Below are 20483 nucleotides of genomic sequence, written 5' to 3'. Positions count from 1 at the left end.
CCGTTATCGGGTGAATCGGTTGGCGCTAGACCAGCCGCGAAAGCATCTCTTCGGCTTCCTGGCGCTGGTTGTCGTCGCCATCCTTGACCACTTCGTCGAGGATGTCGCGTGCCCCTTGATGATCACCCATGTCGATGTAGGCGCGGGCAAGATCCAGCTTGGTCGCCACTTCGTCGGCGCCAGAGAAGAAGTCGAAGTCCAGATCGTCCAATGGATCCGGCTCCTTGGCGGCATCCTCAGCGGTGAAGTGCGGCTCGAGCGAAGGCGACTCCAGGCTCTGGGAAAGCTTGTCCAGCTCAGCATTGACGTCGTCGAGCTCCGAGGCAAAGCTCTTGGCCGCCGGCGACTCATCGTCCAGCGAAAGGGACAGATCGAAGTCTTCGGGCAGCTCCAGCTCCGAAAGCGGATCGAACTCAGGAATCTCATCGAAGGCTGCCAACTCGGCCGCCACATCCACCGGCGCCTCTTCGGCTTGCGCGGGAGCGGGCGTGGACGCCGTAGATTGCGCCTCGCCGATGTCCAGATCGAAATCGGCCAGATCGTCCAGGCTCTGTGGTTCGGCCTGAACCTGAGCCTGCTCGAGCAAGGCTTCGAAATCTTCGTCGGCATCGGTCTGTGGCGCGACCGGCTCGACGCTTTCCTGCACGGGCTCTTCAGCGACCACGGGCTCTTCCGGCAACGCGAGACCAAGCGCTGCGTCCTCGGGAAGATCATCATCCAGGCTGAGGTCGAAGGCGCTGTCCAGATCATTTTCATCGGTGACTGGCGTCTCGATGACCCCATCCAGCTCGGGCTCCGCTTGTGGCTCAGGCTCGACCTGGTCAACGGCTGCCGTCTCAGGTTCGGGCTCCGGCGCAGGTTCGCTGTCCGCGACCTCATCAGTGCTTTCCTGAAGCAGGTCCTGAACGTACTGCGCGTCCATTTCGGCAGCCAGGGCTGCGGCGCCAAGACCTGCAGCGGCTACGGCCACCATCGCCGGGAAACGCTCCTTGAGCGACTCGACTTCGGCCTTGTTCTGTTCGGTCGGCGCCAGACGGCGCTCCTCGCTGGCGAACGCGTTCTGATCGCCCTGACGGGCATAGACTTCCATCAGCTTCAGACGCAAATCTCCACGCTCAGGCTGAGCAATCAGCGCAGGCTCGAGCAGGTCGGCGGCGTGGTTCAGACGGCCTTGTGCCAGGCTCTGATCGACCTCGGCCAGCAAGCCGGCCAGCGGATCAGCCGCTGCCACAGGCGCGGCAGCGGGCGCAGGCTCCGGTGCAGGTGCGGCCGGTTTCTCCGCGGCAACGGCAGCGGCAGCGGAAGCTGCGACCACCGCGGGTGACAGCGTCACGCTCGGCGCCGACACATCCAGGTCATCGAAGCTGCCTGGCGGCATGTTCAGGTCAGGGCCGCGCTCATTTTCCTCGGCCAGGGCACGCGCCATGCGCAGGTGTTTCTCAGCCTCCTGCTGAGCTTTGCGTTTGCGTGCCAGAAGCAGCAGCAACAACAGCAACACCAGGAAGGTCGAGCCGGCCAGCAGCCCTAGCAACAGCGGGTTGCCGAGCAGCTCGTCGAGCACGCCTTGATAAGGGGTCTCCTTGACGACAGGCGCCGTGTCCACCGCTGCCGGTGCCGGCTCGACCACAGGCTCGGCCGGTGTCAGTTGGGCATTGACCGCAGGCTGCGCAGGGGCCGGCTCGCCGGGCAAGGGCGTGGCAGCAGGGGGCTGCCCCGCCGCACCCTGGGCCTCGAGGCGCGCCAGTTGATCATTCTTGAGCTGGATCAGACGCTGCAGCTTGTCCAACTGGCTCTGCAGGTCAGCCATGCGACTCTTGAGTTCTTCGTTGTCACGACGGCTGGTGTCGAGGCTTTCCTGGGCCACGGCGAGCTTGTCGCTGAGCGCCTTGGCATCACCCGCCGCGCCCTTGGTATCCGGGCTGACCAGGCGCAGGTTGTCGCCTTGGGCGATTCGCGCCGGTGCAGCCTCGGCCGCGCCTCGGCGGGTCGCATCCAGCTGGCGGGCGCGAGGCCCCAAGCGCCGGCCTTCACGCCAGGCCGCGTATTGCTCGGCGACTTCGCGAACCGCCTCGCCCTGAGGGATGTTCTGGATCTGCTGCTGATCCGGCAGGCGCAGCACCTGGCCGATCTTGAGCTGGTTGATGTTGTTACCGATGAAGGCATCCGGGTTCAGGGCCTGAATAGCCAGCATGGTCTGCTGGACCGAGCCGCCCTGGCTGTTGCGCGCGGCAATCTGCCAAAGCGTATCGCGCCGTTTGGTGGTGTAGCGGCTGGCACCACTGACCGCTGGCGCGATGCCGGTGGCGGACGCCGCCTCGCCCTGGGCCTTGGCCTGGTCGAGCAACACGTTGTAGTCACGCAGCAAGCGACCTTGCGGCCACATCACCTGGACCAGGAACTTCACCACCGGTGCCGGCAACGGTTGGCTGGAGGTCACCCGCAACACACTCTTGCCGTTGGGGTTGATCACCGGTGTGAAGGTCAGGTCTTCGAGGTAGGACGGGTAAGGCACCCCGGCCTTGGAGAACTCTTCCGGTGGCGCCAGGCTCGGCGCCACTTCGGCAGCGGTGAGGTCACGCACGTCGAGCAGTTCGATCTCGGCGTCCAGCGGCTGGTTCTGCGCCGACTTGAGGGTCAGCTCACCCAACCCGAGGGCATTGGCCATGCCAGACGACAGCGCCGAGGCTGCTGCCATGGCCAGAACCAGTTTGCGAATTCGAAGCATGACCTCTTCCCTTCTAAGAATCGTCCCTAGACCTGCGTGTGGTGTAGGACAAAAGTACGCGCCAGTATCTTTTACACCATGTCTTTTATCAACAATCCGGCCACTTGCACGGCGTTAAGGGCGGCCCCTTTACGCACATTGTCGGTGGTCAGCCAGAGGTTGAGTTGTTCTTGCTCGTCGATGCCATGGCGTACACGACCAACATAGACCACGTCTTGGCCCACTGCGTCGCCGACGGCTGTCGGATAATCCTCCGGCTCGACCAGCTCGATGCCAGCGGCGGCCTCGAGCGCCTCGTTGACCGCCTCCAGATCGACCGGGCGACGGCTCTGCACCGCCACACTGAAGCTATCGCCATAAAACACTGGGACTTGAACGCAGCTCACAGAGATTTTCAGCGCCGGCAGGTCAAGCAGCACGCGCAGCTCATCGACCAGGCGCCGTTCCAGGCTGGTGTGACCGTGCTCGTCGGCGGCTCCGACCCGCGCCAGTACGTTGAAAGCGACCTGACGATCGAAAAAGCGCGGCTCCAGCGGCCGAGCATTGAGCAGTTCGGCGGTCTGGCGGGCCAGTTCGGTGACAGCTTCACGGCCCTGGGCCGACACGGCCAGACAAGCCATCACCTGTACCCGCTCGATGTCGAGCAAGCCTTTGAGCGGTGCCAGGGCTACCGCCAACGCAACGGCCGCTGCGCTGGGGCTGGCAATCAGCACAGGAGACTTGAGCTGGGCGATCTTATCCCCGTTGGCTTCCGGGACCAGCGCCAGGGCCTGCTCCAGGCCACCCGACAGGTCGATGACCGAGCAGCCGGCCTGCTGGGCCTTGGGGGCAAAACTGCGGGTGACAGCGGGGCTTGCGGCGAAGAAAGCCAGCTTGACCTGGCTGAAGTCGAAACTGTCGACTTCACGTACGCGCAGTTTCTTTCCAGCGAACATCATGTTGCTGCCAGCGGATTCCATGCTGGCCAGCAGGTGCAAGGTGGCGACGGGGAATTGGAGTTCCTCGAGGATCTGGACGAGGGTTTCGCCGACGCTGCCGGTGGCGCCGATGATGGCGATGTCTATGGGCTGGGGCATGGTTTGGGCCTTCTGGTGGAACTTGGGGTGCGGCACTTTACTTGGATTGAGTGGTGGGGAGTAGTTTTGCTTGGGGTTGGGCGTTTTGAGTTTTGAGCATATCCATTTTTGGTGGTGGCGCCACCGGCGCTTTGCGCCTTTACGGCGGGTCACGTTGGTCTTGGCCAACGTGACCCGCCGTAAAGGCGCAAAGGTGACTAAGCGTCACCCAAAAAACGGATATGCCCACAACCCGCGACACCAACACCAAAAAACAGAAAACCCACGCCAGGCGTGGGTTCTCGGTCAAAGCAAAGGTGCGATCAACGTTCCAGCAGAATCCGCAGCATGCGACGCAGCGGCTCGGCAGCGCCCCACAGCAGTTGGTCACCTACAGTGAAGGCTCCCAGATACTGCGATCCCATGTTCAGCTTGCGCAGACGACCAACCGGCACGTTCAGGGTCCCCGTCACCGTGGTGGGGCTCAGCTCCTGCATGCTGATCTCACGCTGATTCGGCACCAGTTTCACCCAAGGGTTGTGCTGGCTGATCATGCCTTCGATATCCGCCAGCGGCACGTCTTTGTTCAGCTTGATGGTCAGCGCCTGGCTGTGGCAACGCATGGCGCCGATGCGCACGCAGATGCCGTCGACCGGGATCGGGTTCTTGAAGCGGCCCAAGATCTTGTTGGTCTCGGCCTGGGCTTTCCATTCCTCACGGCTTTGGCCGTTAGGCAGCTCCTTGTCGATCCATGGGATCAGGCTGCCTGCCAGCGGTACGCCGAAGTTCTCGGTTGGGAAGGCTTCGCCGCGCATGGTTTCGGCAACCTTGCGGTCGATGTCGAGGATGGCACTGGCCGGGTTGGCCAGGTCATCGGCGACCGCCGCGTGGATGCCACCCATCTGCTTGATCAGCTCGCGCATGTTCTGCGCACCGGCACCGGAGGCCGCCTGATAGGTCATGGCGCTCATCCACTCGACCAGACCGGCTTCGAACAGGCCGCCCAGGCCCATCAGCATGAGGCTGACGGTGCAGTTGCCGCCGATGTAGTTCTTGGTGCCAGCATCGAGCTGCTGGTCGATGACCTTGCGGTTGACCGGGTCGAGGATGATTACGGCGTCATCCTGCATGCGCAGGGAGGAAGCAGCATCGATCCAGTAACCCTGCCAGCCCGCTTCGCGCAGTTTGGGGAAGACTTCGTTGGTGTAGTCGCCACCCTGGCAGGTCAGGATGACGTCGAGGGTCTTGAGCTCTTCAATGCTATAGGCGTCCTTGAGCGGAGCAATATCCTTGCCCACGTTCGGACCCTGGCCACCCACGTTGGACGTGGTGAAGAACACCGGCTCGATGAGGTCGAAATCCTGCTCCTCCAGCATCCGCTGCATGAGCACGGAACCGACCATACCTCGCCAACCGATCAGACCTACACGTTTCATCGCAACTACACCTTTGCTAAAAGTGGGCCGCCATCGAGGGAAGACGATGGCGGGCCAGAGAGATTACAGATTCCGCAGCGCTGCGACTACTGCGTCGCCCATTTCCTGCGTACCTACCTTGCTGCAGCCGGCCGACCAGATGTCGCCGGTACGCAGGCCTTGATCCAGCACCACGCTGACAGCCTTCTCGATCGCATCGGCTGCGACCACTTGGTTGAAGCTGTAACGCAGCATCATCGACACCGACAGGATGGTCGCCAGCGGGTTGGCGATACCAAGACCTGCGATGTCCGGCGCCGAGCCGTGGCAAGGCTCGTACATGCCCTTGTTGTTGGCATCGAGGGACGCAGACGGCAGCATGCCGATGGAACCGGTCAGCATGGAAGCTTCATCCGACAGAATGTCACCGAACATGTTGTCGGTCACCATCACATCGAACTGCTTGGGTGCGCGGACCAGTTGCATGGCGGCGTTGTCGACGTACATGTGGCTGAGTTCGACGTCCGGGTAGTCCTTGGCCACGTCCTCGACCACTTCACGCCACAACTGGCTGGAAGCCAGCACGTTGGCCTTGTCCACCGAGCACAGTTTCTTGCCACGCACGCGAGCCATGTCGAAGCCGACGCGGGCAATGCGGCGCACTTCGCTCTCGCTGTACGGCAGGGTGTCGTAGGCCTGGCGCTCGCCACCTTCCAGCTCGCGCTGACCGCGCGGCGCACCGAAGTAGATGCCGCCTGTCAGCTCGCGAACGATAAGGATATCCAGCCCCGCGACGATTTCCGGCTTGAGCGAGGAGGCATCGGCCAACTGCGGGTAGAGGATCGCTGGGCGCAGGTTGGCGAACAAACCCAGTTGCGAACGGATCTTGAGCAGGCCGCGCTCTGGACGGATATCACGCTCGAGCTTGTCCCACTTGGGCCCACCGACCGCGCCGAGCAGTACGGCATCGGCTTTGCGCGCGCGCTCCAGGGTCTCGTCGGCCAGCGGAATGCCATGCTTGTCGATGGCCGCACCGCCGATCACGTCGTGCTCCAGGGTGACGCCGAGCTGGAACTTGTCGTTGGCCAGCTCCAACACCTTGACCGCCTCGGCCATGATTTCCGGACCGATGCCATCACCTGGGAGAATCAGAATCTGCTTGCTCATGCTTTCCTCTATCCATTCGAACGGCGCGCCTGCTCGGCCCACCGATAAAAACCGGCCCGGCGAAACGGCCCCTGCCTTACATCGTTACAGGAGTCGCCCTGCCGGGCAATCCGCGTATCAGGCGTCGCGGAACAACCAGGGCTGGCTGGCCCGATGCTTGGCCTCGAACGCCTGGATGGCGTCGCTGTCCTGCAGGGTCAGGCCGATATCGTCGAGGCCATTGAGCAAGCAATGCTTGCGGAAAGCGTCGATCTCGAAATGCAGCACCTTGCCGTCCGGACGGGTCACGGCCTGCGCTTGCAGGTCGATGGTCAGCTGATAGCCCGGGTTGGCCTCGACCTGCTTGAACAACTCATCGACTTCTTCGTCACTGAGGATGATCGGCAGCAGACCGTTTTTGAAGCTGTTGTTGAAGAAGATGTCGGCGAAGCTCGGCGCGATGACGCTACGGAAACCGTATTCATCCAACGCCCATGGCGCGTGCTCACGGCTCGAGCCGCAACCGAAGTTCTCCCGCGCCAGCAACACGCTGGCACCTTGGTAACGCTCGTGGTTGAGTACGAACTCCTTGTTGAGCGGACGCTTGCTGTTGTCCTGGTAGGGCTGGCCCACGTCCAGGTAGCGCCACTCATCGAACAGGTTCGGACCGAAACCGGTGCGTTTGATCGACTTCAGGAACTGCTTGGGGATGATCTGGTCGGTGTCGACGTTGGCGCGGTCCAATGGTGCGACAAGGCCGATGTGCTGGGTAAAGGCTTTCATGCTGCGCTCCCTTGGATCAACTCGCGGACATCGATGAAGTGGCCGGTCACCGCGGCGGCGGCGGCCATGGCCGGGCTGACCAAGTGGGTACGACCACCGGCGCCCTGACGGCCTTCGAAGTTGCGGTTGGAGGTCGAGGCGCAATGCTCGCCGCTTTCCAGGCGGTCCGGGTTCATCGCCAGGCACATGGAGCAACCAGGTTCACGCCATTCGAAACCCGCCTCGATGAAAATCTTGTCCAGCCCTTCGCGCTCGGCTTGAGCCTTGACCAGGCCCGAGCCTGGCACCACCAAGGCTTGCTTGACGTTCGCTGCGACCTTGCGGCCCTTGGCGATCTCGGCGGCGGCGCGCAGGTCTTCGATGCGCGAGTTGGTGCAGGAGCCGATGAACACACGGTCGAGCTTGATGTCAGTGATCGCCTGATTGGCGGCCAGGCCCATGTACTTGAGCGCGCGCTCGATGGAGCCGCGCTTGATCAGGTCAGGCTCGGCAGCCGGGTCCGGCACACGCTGGTCGACGGCCAGGACCATTTCAGGCGAAGTCCCCCAGCTGACCTGCGGCTTGATCTGCGCAGCGTCCAACTCGACCACGGTGTCGAACACCGCATCGGCATCGGAAACCAGGCCCTTCCAGGCCGCGACCGCCTGCTTCCACTGCTCGCCCTTGGGCGCGTATGGGCGGCCCTCGACATAGGCAACGGTGGTGTCATCCACGGCAACCAGGCCTACGCGGGCACCGGCTTCGATGGACATGTTGCAGATGGTCATGCGGCCTTCCATCGACAGCTCACGGATGGCGCTGCCAGCGAACTCCATGGCGTGGCCATTGCCGCCGGCGGTGCCGATCTTGCCGATCACGGCAAGGACGATGTCCTTGGCGGTCACGCCTGCAGGCAGTTGCCCTTCGACGCGCACCAGCATGTTCTTCATTTTCTTGGCGACCAGGCACTGGGTGGCCAGCACATGCTCGACTTCCGAGGTGCCGATGCCGTGGGCCAGTGCACCGAAGGCACCGTGGGTCGAGGTGTGCGAGTCGCCGCAGACCACGGTCATGCCCGGCAGGGTGGCGCCCTGCTCGGGGCTGATGACGTGCACGATGCCTTGACGTTCGTCGTTCATCTTGAATTCGACGATGCCGTACTCGTCACAGTTCTCGTCGAGGGTCTGCACCTGCAGGCGCGATACTTCGTCGGCGATGGCCGCGATGCCGCCCTTGCGCTCTGGCGTGGTCGGCACGTTGTGGTCAGGGGTCGCGATGTTGGCGTCGATCCGCCATGGCTTGCGGTTGGCCAGGCGCAGGCCTTCGAAGGCCTGGGGCGAAGTCACTTCGTGGATGATGTGACGATCGATGTAGATCAAGGACGAACCATCGTCGCGCCGCTTGACTTCGTGCGCATCCCAGAGTTTGTCGTAGAGCGTTTTGCCAGACATCTGACTATTCCTCATCAGCGTATTTCTATGCCAATAACCCCTTGGCTTGTACGGTCGATGCTATGGGGTTAGATTGAATAACTCAAATTCATAATTTTTATGCTTTGGATAACCAATAGGAATTCAACGTCGTGGACCTGGCCAACCTCAGTGCCTTCATTGCCATTGCCGAAACCGGGAGCTTTTCGGGTGCCGGCGAGCGCCTGCATCTGACCCAGCCGGCCGTCAGCAAGCGCATTGCCGGGCTCGAGCAGCAGTTGGACGTGCGCCTGTTCGATCGCCTCGGCCGGGAAGTGACCCTGACCGAAGCCGGACGCGCCCTGCTGCCCCGCGCCTACCAGATCCTCAACGTTCTGGATGATACCCGACGGGCGCTGACCAATTTGACCGGTGAGGTGAGTGGTCGCCTGACCCTCGCCACCAGTCACCATATCGGTTTGCACCGCCTGCCCCCGCTGTTGCGGGCTTTCACCCGCCAGCACCCGTCGGTGGCGCTGGATATTCAGTTCCTGGATTCGGAAGCGGCCTACGATGAAATTCTCCATGGGCGCGCAGAGATCGCGGTCATCACCTTGGCTCCGGAGCCCCACCACTTGATTCGCGCCGTGCCCGTCTGGGACGACGCACTGGATTTCGTCGCCGCACCCGAGCATCCCCTGGCCAGCAACCAGCAAGTCAGCCTGGCCGATGTCGCCCGCCACCCGGCGGTATTCCCTGGCGGCAATACCTTCACCCACCATATCGTCCAGCGTCTGTTCGAAAGCCAGGGCCTGACACCGAACATCGCCATGAGTACCAACTATCTGGAGACCATCAAGATGATGGTTTCCATTGGCCTTGCCTGGAGCGTGCTACCGCGCACGATGCTCGACGAGCAGGTTGCACCCATCGCCTTGCCCGGCATACAGCTGTCACGCCAGCTAGGCTACATTCTGCATACCGAACGCACGCTGTCGAACGCGGCAAAGGCCTTCATGGCGTTGCTCGACAGTCATGCAGCGGCCGCCTGAGCCCAGTCCGGCCGATCTTCCAAACAGGGATGCGTCATCCGCCAAAGGTCTGGTACCGATGCCCAAATCAGCAAACCGTTTTCCGCGCCTGCCGCGCATCCACGCGGCAGCTCCCCAGGAGTCGGAGCAGACTTGGCAGAACGCTCCGCAGTTGCTGGCAGCGCTCAATGGCGCGCGCCTGGGCGCTTGGCTGTGGGATATCGACAGCGGCCGGATCAGTTGGTCGCGGGCAACCCAGGCGCTGTTCGGCTTCGCACCTGATCGACCATTGCCCAACGACATCGACTACCTCGATCTGCTGCCAGAGGAGGATCGCGCCCGCACGCGCCAGATGTTCCAGGCCGTGGTCAATGGCGAACCCGTGGAGACGGCCATGCGCCATCGCATACGCTGGCCGGACGGCAGCATGCACTGGCTGGAAGTCACCGGCAGCCTGACCCATGCCCCAGACGGTCGCCCGCAGATGATCGGGGTCGTGCGGGAAATCACCCGCCAACACGAGCGAGAAACCGCGCTGATCAACTCCGAAAAGCGCTTCGCCACCCTCTTTCACCTGAGCCCCAATGTCATTCTTCTGACCCGCCGTCACGACGGCATGATCTTCGAGGTCAACCAGCATTTCGAAGATATGTTCGGCTGGCCCGGCACCCAGGTGATCGGCAAGACCACCCTGGAGTTGGGGCTGTGGGTCAACCCCGAGCTGCGCCACCAGGTGCTGGACAGCACACGCAGCAACAATGGCGGCCCATTGACCCTCGAGGTGCAGTTTCGCGCCAGCACCGGCAAGATCCACGATGGCATCCTCTGCACCCAGAGCATCGAGCTCGAAGGCGTGACCTACCTGCTCAGCACTTTTGTCGACACCAGCGAACGCAAACGCGCGGAGCAAGCCCTCAAAGACAGCCAGGAGCGCCTAGACCTGGCCCTGGATTCCGCGCAACTGGGCACCTGGGACTGGCACATCCCCAGTGGCATGCTCTATGGCTCGGCCCGCGCCGCGCAGTTGCATGGCCTGGCCCCGGTGCCGTTCCACGAGTCGTTCGAGGCTTTCTTCGAGGGCGTGTCGGAGCAGGAGCGCAGTGTCATGCGCCAGACCTACCGCAGCCTGCGCGAAGGGCCGGCGGGCAACTATCAGGTCACCTACCGGGTGCAACTGGACAACGGCGCTTCACGCTACATCGAAAGCCGCGCCCGCCTCTATCGCGACGAACAGGGCAACCCACTGCGCATGGCCGGCACCCTGCTCGACATCACCGACCAGGTGGAGCGCGAACAGCGCCTGAGCGCCTCCGAGGAAAAATTCGCCAGCCTGTTCCAGGTCAGCCCGGATCCGATCTGCGTGACCCGCCAGGACAACGGCCAGTTCATTGAAATCAACCGCGCCTTCACCCAGACCTTCGGCTGGAGCGCCGAGCAGGTGATCGGTCGCACCGCCGAGCAGATCGGCCTGTGGGCGGAGTCGGCGCAACGGGCACAGCGCATTGAGCAAGTGATCCGCGAACGGGCACTGAACAATGTGGCGGTGGTGGTCAATCACCACAACGGCTCGTCGCTGACGTGCGTCATCTCCAGTTGCCAGATCACCGTCGACGACCAGCCCTGCAGCGTCACCACCCTGCGCGACATTACCCAACAGCAGCGCGCCGAAGCAGCCCTCAAGGCCAGCGAAGAGAAATTCGCCAAGGCCTTCCACTCAAGCCCCGACGCCATCACGCTTACCGAGCGCACGACAGGCCGCTACCTCGAAGTCAACGACGGTTTCTGCCGGTTGACCGGTTACAGCAGCGCCGAAGTGATCGGGCGCACGGTCTATGAAGTCGGCATCTGGGCCGACGACAAGCAACGCGCCGCCCTGCTCACCGAACTCAGGGAGCGCGGCCGGGTGCACCACCGCGAAATGCTGGGCCGTAACAAACGCGGCGATATCCTCACCGTGGAGGTCTCGGTGGAGCCGCTGAGCCTCAACGAGGCCGACTGTCTATTGCTCACCGCCCGCGATGTCAGCCAACTGAAGAACGCCCAGGCGCAGATTCGCCATCTGGCCTACCACGACCCGCTGACCAACCTGCCCAACCGCGCCCTGCTGATGGACCGTCTGAGCCAACAGATCGCCCTGCTCAAGCGCCACAACCTGCGCGGCGCGCTGTTGTTCCTGGACCTTGACCATTTCAAGCACATCAACGACTCCCTCGGCCACCCGGTGGGCGATACGGTGCTCAAGATCATCACCGCGCGCCTGGAGGCCAGCGTACGCCTGGAGGACACCGTGGCCCGCCTGGGCGGCGACGAGTTCGTGGTGCTGCTCAGCGGTCTGGAGGGCAGCCGCGATCAAGTGGAGGAGAAAGTCCGCGAACTGGCCGACACCCTGCGCGAGCTGCTTGCCGAACCCATGTCCCTGGATGGCCAGCGCCTGCAGGTCACACCCAGCATCGGCGTGGCGCTGATACCGGACCATGGCGCGACACCCGCCGACCTGCTCAAGCGCGCCGACATCGCTCTGTATCGAGCCAAGGATTCCGGGCGCAACACCACGCAACTGTTCCACACCACCATGCAGAAGGCTGCGAGCGAACGCCTGCGCATGGAGACCGACCTGCGCCTGGCCTTGGCCCGCGGCGAACTCGCGCTGCATTTCCAGCCGCAGGTGGATGCCCGCGACAACCGCATCGTCGGTGCCGAGGTCCTGCTGCGCTGGCACCATCCGCAACTGGGCCAACAGCCCCCATCGCAGTTCATCCAGGTGCTTGAAGAAAGTGGCCTGATTCTGGAAGTAGGCAGCTGGATCCTCGACGAGGCCTGTGATGCCTGTGCGCGCATGCTCGAGGATGGGCTGATCGACGCCGATGATTTCAGCCTGTGCGTCAATATCAGCCCCCGGCAGTTTCGCCAGAACAATTTCGTCGAACGGGTACTGCGTAGCCTGGACGATTACCGCCTGCCGCGACGAATGCTCAAACTTGAGATCACCGAAGGCATCGTCATCCAGAACCTGGAAGACACCATCAGCAAGATGCGCGAGCTCAAGCGCTATGGGGTGAGCTTTGCCATGGACGACTTCGGCACCGGCTATTCTTCGCTGACCTACCTCAAACGCCTGCCGGTGGATGCGCTGAAGATCGACCAGACCTTCGTGCGGGATGCCCCGATCGACCCCAACGACGCCGAGATTGTCCGCGCCATCGTGGCCATGGCCCGTAGCCTGGACCTGGCGGTGATCGCCGAAGGGGTGGAGCAGTCCGATCAACTGGAGTTTCTCGAGCGCCAAGGCTGCTATCTGTATCAAGGCTACCTGCACAGCCGCCCACTGCCCTTACCGGAGTTTCGCCAGATGCTGATGGAAGCACCGGCGGATTACTGAGCCCTGCGCTCGGGGGGGCGAACCTGCCCGCGGATACCGGTGAATTCGCTATCGTATTCGCGGGTAAACCCGCTCCCAAAAGGTCCCTGGGATAGGCCCGGCTCACAATGCAGAAAGGGCACCCGAAGGTGCCCTTTCTCATCTAGCTGAACTTAGTTCAACGCTGGTTTCTCACCATTGATCGGGATGCGCTTTGGCTTGGCCTCTTCCGGCACGATGCGCAGCAGGTCGATGCTGAGCAGGCCGTTGGCCAGGCCCGCGGCTTTCACTTCGATGTGGTCAGCCAGGCGGAAGGACAGCTTGAAGGCGCGCTGGGCAATGCCCTGGTGCAGGTAGGTTACGCCTTCGGTGCTGCTGTCGCGCTTGCCACCGATCACGGTCAGGACGCCTTTTTCGACCTGCAGGTCGAGGTCCTGCTCCTGGAAACCGGCTGCGGCAACCACGATGCGATAGTGGTCATCGCCATGTTTTTCCACGTTGTAGGGAGGGTAGCTGCTACCCGCCTCGTTACGTGCCGCGGACTCGAACAGGTCATTGAAACGATCGAAACCAACGGAATGGCGGAACAGTGGTGCGAGAGAGAAAGCGGTAGTCATGGTCATGAACTCCTGAGTTTCAGCAAGTTAAGTCATTACGCGACCCGACTTCGGCATCGCGTACTCAAGAGATAAGGCCCGACAAGAGGGTTTCAAGAGGTCATTCAAAAATTTTTTTGGCGGCATCGTTGACGAGGCTGTAAGCGCAAAATTCGGCTCAGGCCACGCAAGCATCAAGATCCACCGCTACCGCCTGCTCAATACCGAGCAGCCGACTGATCCGCTGGCAATCGTCCTCGCGCCGCAGTTCGGCAAACAGCACCACCGCCTCGGGATAACTGCGGGTCAGCATGGCCAACCACTGCTTCAAGCGCCCGGGCGCATAACGCGGCGACAGCTTGGCCTGAGCCTGGCGCCAGAACTCACGCAGCAGCGGCAGCAAATCATCCCAGGTCATCGGCTGATATTCCCGCCCATCGCGAGCCGCAGCGATCTGCAATCCCAGATCTGGTCGCGACACCAGGCCGCGGCCGAGCATGATGTCTTCGGCTCCGCTGACCTCGCGGCACCGCCGCCAATCGTCGACAGTCCAGATTTCGCCGTTGGCGAACACCGGCACCTTCACCACATCCTGCACCCGCGCCACCCACTCCCAATGGGCCGGCGGCTTGTAGCCCTCGACCTTGGTCCGGGCATGCACCACCAGATGCTCGGCACCGCCTTCGGCCAGCGCCGTAGCGCATTCCAGGGCGCCGTCCGGGCTGTCGAAGCCCAGGCGCATCTTCGCGGTCACCGGAATGTGAGCCGGCACTGCGCGACGAACCTCGCGAACGATAGCATGCAGCAGTTCGGGCTCCTTGAGCAGCACTGCGCCACCACGGGACTTGTTTACAGTCTTGGCCGGGCAGCCGAAGTTCAGGTCGATCACCGGCGCGCCCAGCTCACAGGCCAGCACGGCGTTGTCGGCCAGGCAGACAGGATCCGAACCCAGTAATTGCACGCGCATCGGTACCCCGGCGGCCGTTCGCGCACCTTGGCGCAGCTCGGGCGCGAGCTTGTCGAATGACGAAGCCGGCAGCAGGCGATCACAGACGCGGATGAACTCGGTGACACACCAGTCGATGCCCCCCACCCGGGTCAGGACGTCGCGCAGGATGTTGTCTACCAGACCCTCCATGGGGGCCAGGGCAATTTGCATGTCAGGGTCTCGGCGAAAAAAGGCGGCAGTCTAGCAAAAAAGACTGCCGATTCAGGCACCGGCCAGCGCCGGACCATAACCCTCGATAAATTCTGCCGGCATGCGCTTGGGCTTGCCGCTGGACAATTCGATGCAGGCAAAGGTGGTCTGCGCCCGCAACAGGGTGACGCCATCACGCGGGCGCGTGAGCTGGAAGCGCCGGGTCATGCGCAGACGCTGGTCCCAATCGATGATCCAGGTGGCCAGTTGCAGTTCGTCGTCCTCGTAGGCGGCGGCGAGGTAGTCGATCTCATGACGGACCACGGCCATGGCCCGGTCCAGACGGCGGTACTCGGCCAGATCCAACCCCAGGCGCTGCGAATGGCGCCAGGCGCAGCGCTCCAGCCAGGTGACGTAGACCGCGTTATTGGCATGGCCGAGGCCGTCGATGTCCTCGGTGCCGACGCGAAGATCAATGATGAATGGCGATGCCAGATCCCAACTCATGCCCGCTCTCCTTGGTCAGTGATCGGGCAGAGTGTACCGGATGCTCAGGCGCTTTGCCGTGCTCCTTGTGGCGTGCGCGCCAGCAGCTCGAGCACTGCCTGATTCACCTGCGGATCGGCCAGCACCCGCTGGTGGCCACCCTCCTCCAGCAGCATCAGGCGGCTGTCGAACCACGCGTTGTGGATGGCCTGGGCCTCAGTGGCCGGCACCAAGGAGTCGTCGCTGGCGTACACCACCAGGCCAGGCAAGTCCAACTGGTAGCCGCTCACGTCCAGCCGTGAGATCTGCACGCCGACATCTTGCTCCACCTGTCGGATGAATGCCGCCCTGGCTCGGGCCGGCAGCCCCAGACGATGGGCAAAGCCCCGCAATACGCCGAGCAATTGCGCCGGTGCCGCGATGCTCACCGCCACCTCGGTACGCAGCCCCCATTGCAGAGCCAGCAGCATGCTGGCACCGCCCATGGAATGCCCCACCACCGCACGCAGCGGCGGCAGTTCGGCGGCCGCTTCCAGTAAAGCGCGAGCAAACAGCCCTACATGGGCGTGTTGCCCCGGAGACTGTCCGTGACCAGGCCCTTCGAGAGACACCACCGTGTGCCCGGCCGCCACCAGGGTCTCGATCAGGGCCGCGAACTGGGTTGGCCGGCCTTCCCAGCCATGCATCATCAAGACAGTCGGGCCTTTACCCCAGCGCAAGGCCGAGAGCCCAAAGCGCAAGGTGATGCGCTCGGCCTTAGCCAACAGAGGCAACTCCCAGTGCCTGGGCGGCAGGGGACGCGGGGTCATGAAGGCTCGGCGCATCTTGCCGGCGACATGCTCAGGAGCCAGACGGCCCAGGGTGCCATTGACGCCACGAATCCAGCTCAGGGTTGTCATCACCTTGCTCCAGGGGTCGGTTAGCTCAGATCACCGCCGCTTTGGCGGCACGCAAGATACGGTCGGACAGCTCGCTATCACCCAAGGCCCGCGCCAAGGTAAGCCCGCCTATCATCAGGGACAGGTCGGCAAAGGCTTTGTCGATGTCTTCCGGGCGATCGACCATCTGCGCGGTCATCAGCTCGATGTGCTCGGCGAGCACCTCACGGAATGTCTCGGGCAGTCGCTGCATCTCGCTCAGGGCTGTAGGCAGGGGGCAGGCATGCTCCTGGGCATCGCGATGTTTGCGCGACAAGTAGAACGCCGCCACCAGCGCACGCCGCCCCGCCCCATCGAGGCTCGGGTCGACCTGGGCAAGCAAGGCCCGGCGCTCACCCAGCAATTGACGAAAGGCCTCGAGCATAAGCTCATCCTTGCTGTCGAAATGGGCATAGAACCCCCCGACCGTCAGCCCGGCGGCGCCCATTACCTGGCTTACACTCGGGTCGGCGGGACCGTGCTGGATCAAGGCGCTGCAGGCCGCTTCCAGGATGCGCTCGCGGGTTTTGCTCTTCTTGTCGCTCATGGCCAAGCTCGAAAAATATTATGAGCGAAATATTATGCCTGTAATATTTTTTGGCAAGCAGAAAACAGCCCCTTTCCGTCGGATGGCTGAACTTTTTTCGAGGCAGGAAAAACAAAAGGCCCATTCAATATGCGAATGAGCCTTTAAAGTCCCGCAAAACGCGGGTAAAAGTGGCGTCCCCTAGGGGACTCGAACCCCTGTTACCGCCGTGAAAGGGCGGTGTCCTAGGCCACTAGACGAAGGGGACGTGACCTTCGTGCAGGTCCGCTTACGCGTACCTTGGCAAAATTGGTGGAGCTAAGCGGGATCGAACCGCTGACCTCCTGCATGCCATGCAGGCGCTCTCCCAGCTGAGCTATAGCCCCAAGGTGAAAATAAAAGGCCCATCCAAACATGCGAATGAGCCTTTCAACTCCCGCAAACGCGGGTAAAGTGGCGTCCCCTAGGGGACTCGAACCCCTGTTACCGCCGTGAAAGGGCGGTGTCCTAGGCCACTAGACGAAGGGGACAACAACCTTCGTGCCGATCCGTTTTCACGAACCGCGGCAAAATTGGTGGAGCTAAGCGGGATCGAACCGCTGACCTCCTGCATGCCATGCAGGCGCTCTCCCAGCTGAGCTATAGCCCCGGATTTTTAGCCTCTCGGCCCAGCGAAATCGAAACATCGCTTGTGCAAAACTGGCGTCCCCTAGGGGACTCGAACCCCTGTTACCGCCGTGAAAGGGCGGTGTCCTAGGCCACTAGACGAAGGGGACGAACCTTCTACCTCAAAGACCGGATTGCTGGAATCCGATCTTTCTTCGCGACCAATAACCTTGATCGCAAAGCGGAATTTGGTGGAGCTAAGCGGGATCGAACCGCTGACCTCCTGCATGCCATGCAGGCGCTCTCCCAGCTGAGCTATAGCCCCACAATGTCGCTTTGAGCTGAAGTGCTGGCTGGGTGCCTTGCGCTTCATTTCACTCATCGCTGTGGACGGGGCGCATATTAAGTTCCGATTGCTGGGCTGTCAAACAAATTTTTGAAAAACCTCAAAAAATTTTTCACAGATAACAATCACTTACCGCCCTGCCCCGGCGCCCCCGGAGCACCGCCCACTGCAGACGCGGGTTTATCCGCAAATGCCGAGGTGGATGCCCCCGGTATTCGCGGCCGAACCCGCTTGCGCAGGTTCGGCCGCGACCTTCGGAAAGCTGTCAGGCGATACTCGCCAGCAGCTTTTCCCATTCTTTGTTTTCTTTCTTCGACACGCCACCGAGCAGGTCCAGCGCCTGGCGCAGACGGTAGCGGGTCAGGTCAGGACCGAGGATCTCCATGGCATCGAGCACCGACACCGAGCTGGCCTGGCCCGTGACCGCAGCGAACATCAACGGCATGGCGTCACGCAGCTTCAGCTCCAGGGCATCGACCACCGCCTGGATGCAGCCGGTAATACGGTCCTTCTCCCACTGGCGCAGGCTCTCGAGCTTCCACAGGATCAATTGCATGACCTGACGCACTTGATCGGCGGACAGCTTCTTGCTCTCGAACAGCTTGGCATCGAGCTTGAGCGCGCCTTCGAAGAAGAAGCCTCCCAATGGGGCGATCTGGCTGAAGGTCTCCACCCGGCCCTGCACATGCGGCGCGATCTTCATCATGTAGTCACTGTTGAAGGCCCACTTCTGCACGCGTGCGGCGAATTCTTCCACCGGCAGTTCGCGCAGCCATTGGCCATTGAGCCAGGACAACTTCTCGATATCGAAGATCGGGCCACCCAGCGAGATGCGCGACAGATCGAAGTGCTCGACCATTTCAGCCAGGGAGAACTTCTCGCGCTCGTCCGGCATCGACCAGCCCATGCGGCCCAGATAGTTGAGCATGGCCTCGGGCATGAACCCCATACGCTCGTAGAATGTCACCGAGGTCGGGTTCTTGCGCTTGGACAGCTTGGACTTGTCGGGATTGCGCAGCAGCGGCATGTAGCAAAGCTTGGGCTGCTCCCAGCCGAAGTATTCGTACAGCTTGATCAGCTTCGGCGCCGATGGCAGCCACTCCTCGCCTCGCAGGACGTGGGTGATGCCCATCAGGTGGTCGTCGACCACGTTGGCCAGGAAGTAGGTCGGCAGGCCGTCGTTTTTCATCAACACCTGCATGTCCATGCGATCCCATGGGATCTCGACGTCGCCACGAAGCATGTCCGGAACCACGCAGACACCTTCGCTCGGCACCTTCATGCGGATCACGTGGGGCTCTCCAGCATCCAGGCGGCGCTGGACTTCCTCGGCGCTCAGCAACAGCGCCCGGCCGTCGTAGCGCGGGGTCTCGCCACGGGCCATCTGCTCGGCACGCATCTGCTCCAGTTCCTCGGCGGTGCAGAAGCAATAGAAGGCATGCCCGGCATCGACCAATTGCTTGGCGTACTTGGCGTAGATTTCACCGCGCTCGCTCTGCCGGTACGGGCCGTGGGGGCCGCCGACGTCCGGGCCTTCGTTCCATTCGATGCCGAGCCAACGCAGGGCGTCGAAGATCTGCTGCTCCGACTCACGGGTCGAGCGCAACTGGTCGGTATCTTCGATACGCAGGATGAACTCACCGCCGTGCTGCTTGGCAAAGCAGTAGTTGAACAGGGCGATGTAGGCGGTGCCGACGTGGGGATCGCCGGTAGGCGATGGCGCGATGCGCGTGCGAACGGTGGTCATGGAGAGTCTCGAACGAAAGATGAAACAAAGGCGGGATGTTAGCAGGGAGCGGGCATCCGGCTCCAGCAATGGCGCGATTGTCACTTGTTAGGACGCCAGTACTCGCTGTTAAATTTACTTACACTTCTGGAACCATAGTCCTCATGCCCGCCCAGCTCAAACGCCGCCTGCTGATCTTCTTCACCCTGGTCCTGCTCGTCGCCCTCGCCTTCCTGGCCCATTGGTTCTTCAAGGGCCGCTTCTACGAGAGCACCGACAATGCCTACGTCCAGGGCGAAATCACGCGCATTTCCAGCCAGCTCGGCGCACGCATCGACAACGTCCTGGTCCAGGACAACCAACATGTGAGCAAGGGCGAGCTCTTGGTTCACTTGGAGCTCGCCGACTTCGAGCTGGCCGTCGAGCGCGCCCGCGCGGCCCTCGCTACGCGCGAGGCCGAACGCGAGCAAGCGCAAAGCCGGCTGACCCAGCAAGGCAGCCTGATTGCAGCCGGCCAGGCCCAGGTAGCCGCCAACCAAGCGACCTTCAACCGCTCGCAGCTGGACCTCAACCGTGCCCAAGCCTTGCGTAAGCCGGGTTTTGTCTCTGAGGAACGCGTCACCACCCTCTCGGCAGAAAGCCACGTGGCCCGTTCCCAGGTCGACAAAGCCCAAGCCGACCTGCAAAGCCAGCGTCAGCAGGTCAATGCCCTGAGCGCAGACCTCAAGCGTCTCGATGCGCAAATCGCCAATGCTCGCACCGACTTGGCCCAGGCCGAACTGAATCTGAGCCGCTGCGAAATTCGCGCACCGATCAGCGGCACCATTGGCCAGCGCAACGCACGCAATGGCCAGGTGGTTCAAGCTGGCGCCTACCTGTTGTCGATCGTTCCGGACGAAGACATCTGGGTACAGGCCAACTTCAAGGAGACCCAGATAGGCCGAATGCGGCCTGGACAACGCGCAGAGCTGGTGTTCGACAGCTACCCGGACACCCCGATCGAAGGTCGGGTGGACAGCCTGTTCGCGGCTTCCGGCGCCCAGTTCAGCCTGCTGCCACCGGACAACGCCACCGGCAACTTCACCAAGGTGGTCCAACGCATCCCGGTGAAGCTCACCTTTGCCGCCGACAACCCGCTGCATGGGCGCATCCGCCCGGGCATGTCGGTGACCGCGACCGTTGACCTGCGAGACGCGGACGAAGGCCACGATGGCCGGTGATGCGCTGATACGCCCCACCGC

Annotated in this window: 15 protein-coding genes and 6 tRNA genes; 3 read left to right on the top strand and 18 right to left on the bottom strand. The window is 62.5% G+C overall.

Annotation, left to right across the window (positions count from 1 at the left end; genetic code table 11):
* Nucleotides 1-25: 25 nt before the first annotated feature.
* The 6 genes from IEC33019_RS03225 to leuC form a co-directional block, all read right to left on the bottom strand.
* Nucleotides 26-2725, bottom strand: a complete 2700-nt coding sequence (locus IEC33019_RS03225) for a FimV/HubP family polar landmark protein (protein WP_070092558.1) — start codon at nucleotides 2723-2725, stop codon at nucleotides 26-28.
* A gap of 71 nt (nucleotides 2726-2796) precedes the next feature.
* Nucleotides 2797-3801 carry an aspartate-semialdehyde dehydrogenase gene (locus tag IEC33019_RS03220; RefSeq protein WP_070092559.1) on the bottom strand — a complete coding sequence of 335 codons (1005 nt, stop codon included), beginning with the start codon at nucleotides 3799-3801 and terminating at the stop codon, nucleotides 2797-2799.
* 302 nt (nucleotides 3802-4103) lie between these two features.
* Entirely contained in the window at nucleotides 4104-5216 is a 1113-nt protein-coding gene (gene asd, locus IEC33019_RS03215; RefSeq protein ID WP_070092560.1) for an aspartate-semialdehyde dehydrogenase, read from the bottom strand.
* 63 nt (nucleotides 5217-5279) lie between these two features.
* Nucleotides 5280-6362 carry a 3-isopropylmalate dehydrogenase gene (leuB, locus tag IEC33019_RS03210; RefSeq protein WP_070092561.1) on the bottom strand — a complete coding sequence of 361 codons (1083 nt, stop codon included), beginning with the start codon at nucleotides 6360-6362 and terminating at the stop codon, nucleotides 5280-5282.
* A gap of 117 nt (nucleotides 6363-6479) precedes the next feature.
* Nucleotides 6480-7124: a 3-isopropylmalate dehydratase small subunit gene (gene leuD, locus IEC33019_RS03205; protein WP_043206841.1), complete on the bottom strand. Its 645-nt coding sequence runs from the start codon at nucleotides 7122-7124 to the stop codon at nucleotides 6480-6482.
* The gene (leuC, locus tag IEC33019_RS03200; protein WP_070092562.1) at nucleotides 7121-8554 is read right to left on the bottom strand and encodes a 3-isopropylmalate dehydratase large subunit; all 1434 of its coding nucleotides are present in this window, start codon (nucleotides 8552-8554) and stop codon (nucleotides 7121-7123) included. Before leuC ends, leuD begins: the two co-directional genes overlap by 4 nt.
* 131 nt (nucleotides 8555-8685) lie before the next feature.
* On the opposite strand from leuC, the gene IEC33019_RS03195 reads away from it, so the two are divergent.
* A complete protein-coding gene (locus IEC33019_RS03195) occupies nucleotides 8686-9564 on the top strand; it encodes a LysR family transcriptional regulator (protein ID WP_070092563.1) in 879 nt (292 codons plus the stop codon).
* Between the two features lie 58 nt (nucleotides 9565-9622).
* Nucleotides 9623-12922, top strand: a complete 3300-nt coding sequence (locus tag IEC33019_RS03190) for a PAS domain S-box protein (RefSeq protein WP_070092564.1) — start codon at nucleotides 9623-9625, stop codon at nucleotides 12920-12922.
* Between the two features lie 152 nt (nucleotides 12923-13074).
* Here IEC33019_RS03190 and IEC33019_RS03185 read toward each other — a convergent pair whose 3' ends face one another.
* The 12 genes from IEC33019_RS03185 to gltX form a co-directional block, all read right to left on the bottom strand.
* Nucleotides 13075-13518: an Hsp20 family protein gene (locus IEC33019_RS03185; RefSeq protein ID WP_070092565.1), complete on the bottom strand. Its 444-nt coding sequence runs from the start codon at nucleotides 13516-13518 to the stop codon at nucleotides 13075-13077.
* A gap of 157 nt (nucleotides 13519-13675) precedes the next feature.
* Nucleotides 13676-14656 carry a tRNA dihydrouridine synthase gene (locus tag IEC33019_RS03180; protein ID WP_099593028.1) on the bottom strand — a complete coding sequence of 327 codons (981 nt, stop codon included), beginning with the start codon at nucleotides 14654-14656 and terminating at the stop codon, nucleotides 13676-13678.
* 51 nt (nucleotides 14657-14707) lie between these two features.
* Nucleotides 14708-15142 (bottom strand): acyl-CoA thioesterase, encoded by a 435-nt coding sequence (locus IEC33019_RS03175; protein WP_070092567.1) that lies wholly within the window; start codon nucleotides 15140-15142, stop codon nucleotides 14708-14710.
* Nucleotides 15143-15186: 44 nt separating this feature from the next.
* Entirely contained in the window at nucleotides 15187-16020 is an 834-nt protein-coding gene (locus tag IEC33019_RS03170) for an alpha/beta fold hydrolase (RefSeq protein ID WP_070092568.1), read from the bottom strand.
* A gap of 25 nt (nucleotides 16021-16045) precedes the next feature.
* Entirely contained in the window at nucleotides 16046-16585 is a 540-nt protein-coding gene (locus tag IEC33019_RS03165) for a TetR/AcrR family transcriptional regulator (protein ID WP_070092569.1), read from the bottom strand.
* Nucleotides 16586-16756: 171 nt separating this feature from the next.
* Nucleotides 16757-16832: transfer RNA gene (locus IEC33019_RS03160), tRNA-Glu, on the bottom strand.
* 42 nt (nucleotides 16833-16874) lie between these two features.
* A tRNA-Ala gene (locus IEC33019_RS03155) sits at nucleotides 16875-16950 on the bottom strand.
* A 68-nt stretch (nucleotides 16951-17018) separates the two neighbouring features.
* Nucleotides 17019-17094: transfer RNA gene (locus tag IEC33019_RS03150), tRNA-Glu, on the bottom strand.
* A 43-nt stretch (nucleotides 17095-17137) separates the two neighbouring features.
* Nucleotides 17138-17213 (bottom strand) — tRNA-Ala (locus IEC33019_RS03145).
* A 51-nt stretch (nucleotides 17214-17264) separates the two neighbouring features.
* Nucleotides 17265-17340, bottom strand: a tRNA-Glu gene (locus IEC33019_RS03140).
* 79 nt (nucleotides 17341-17419) lie between these two features.
* A tRNA-Ala gene (locus IEC33019_RS03135) sits at nucleotides 17420-17495 on the bottom strand.
* A gap of 286 nt (nucleotides 17496-17781) precedes the next feature.
* Complete coding sequence (gltX, locus tag IEC33019_RS03130; RefSeq protein ID WP_070092570.1) at nucleotides 17782-19263, bottom strand: glutamate--tRNA ligase; 1482 nt, start codon at nucleotides 19261-19263, stop codon at nucleotides 17782-17784.
* Nucleotides 19264-19406: 143 nt separating this feature from the next.
* Between gltX and IEC33019_RS03125 the strand changes: the two genes are divergently transcribed.
* Nucleotides 19407-20462 (top strand): HlyD family secretion protein, encoded by a 1056-nt coding sequence (locus tag IEC33019_RS03125; RefSeq protein WP_070092571.1) that lies wholly within the window; start codon nucleotides 19407-19409, stop codon nucleotides 20460-20462.
* The last annotated feature ends 21 nt before the right edge of the window (nucleotides 20463-20483 follow it).

Origin of the sequence: Pseudomonas putida, from assembly GCF_002741075.1 — a bacterium.
Taxonomy (GTDB): Bacteria; Pseudomonadota; Gammaproteobacteria; order Pseudomonadales; family Pseudomonadaceae; genus Aquipseudomonas; species Aquipseudomonas putida_T.
The sequence above is the reverse complement of the archived record's forward strand: the minus strand, read 5'-3'. Positions and strand labels throughout refer to the sequence as shown.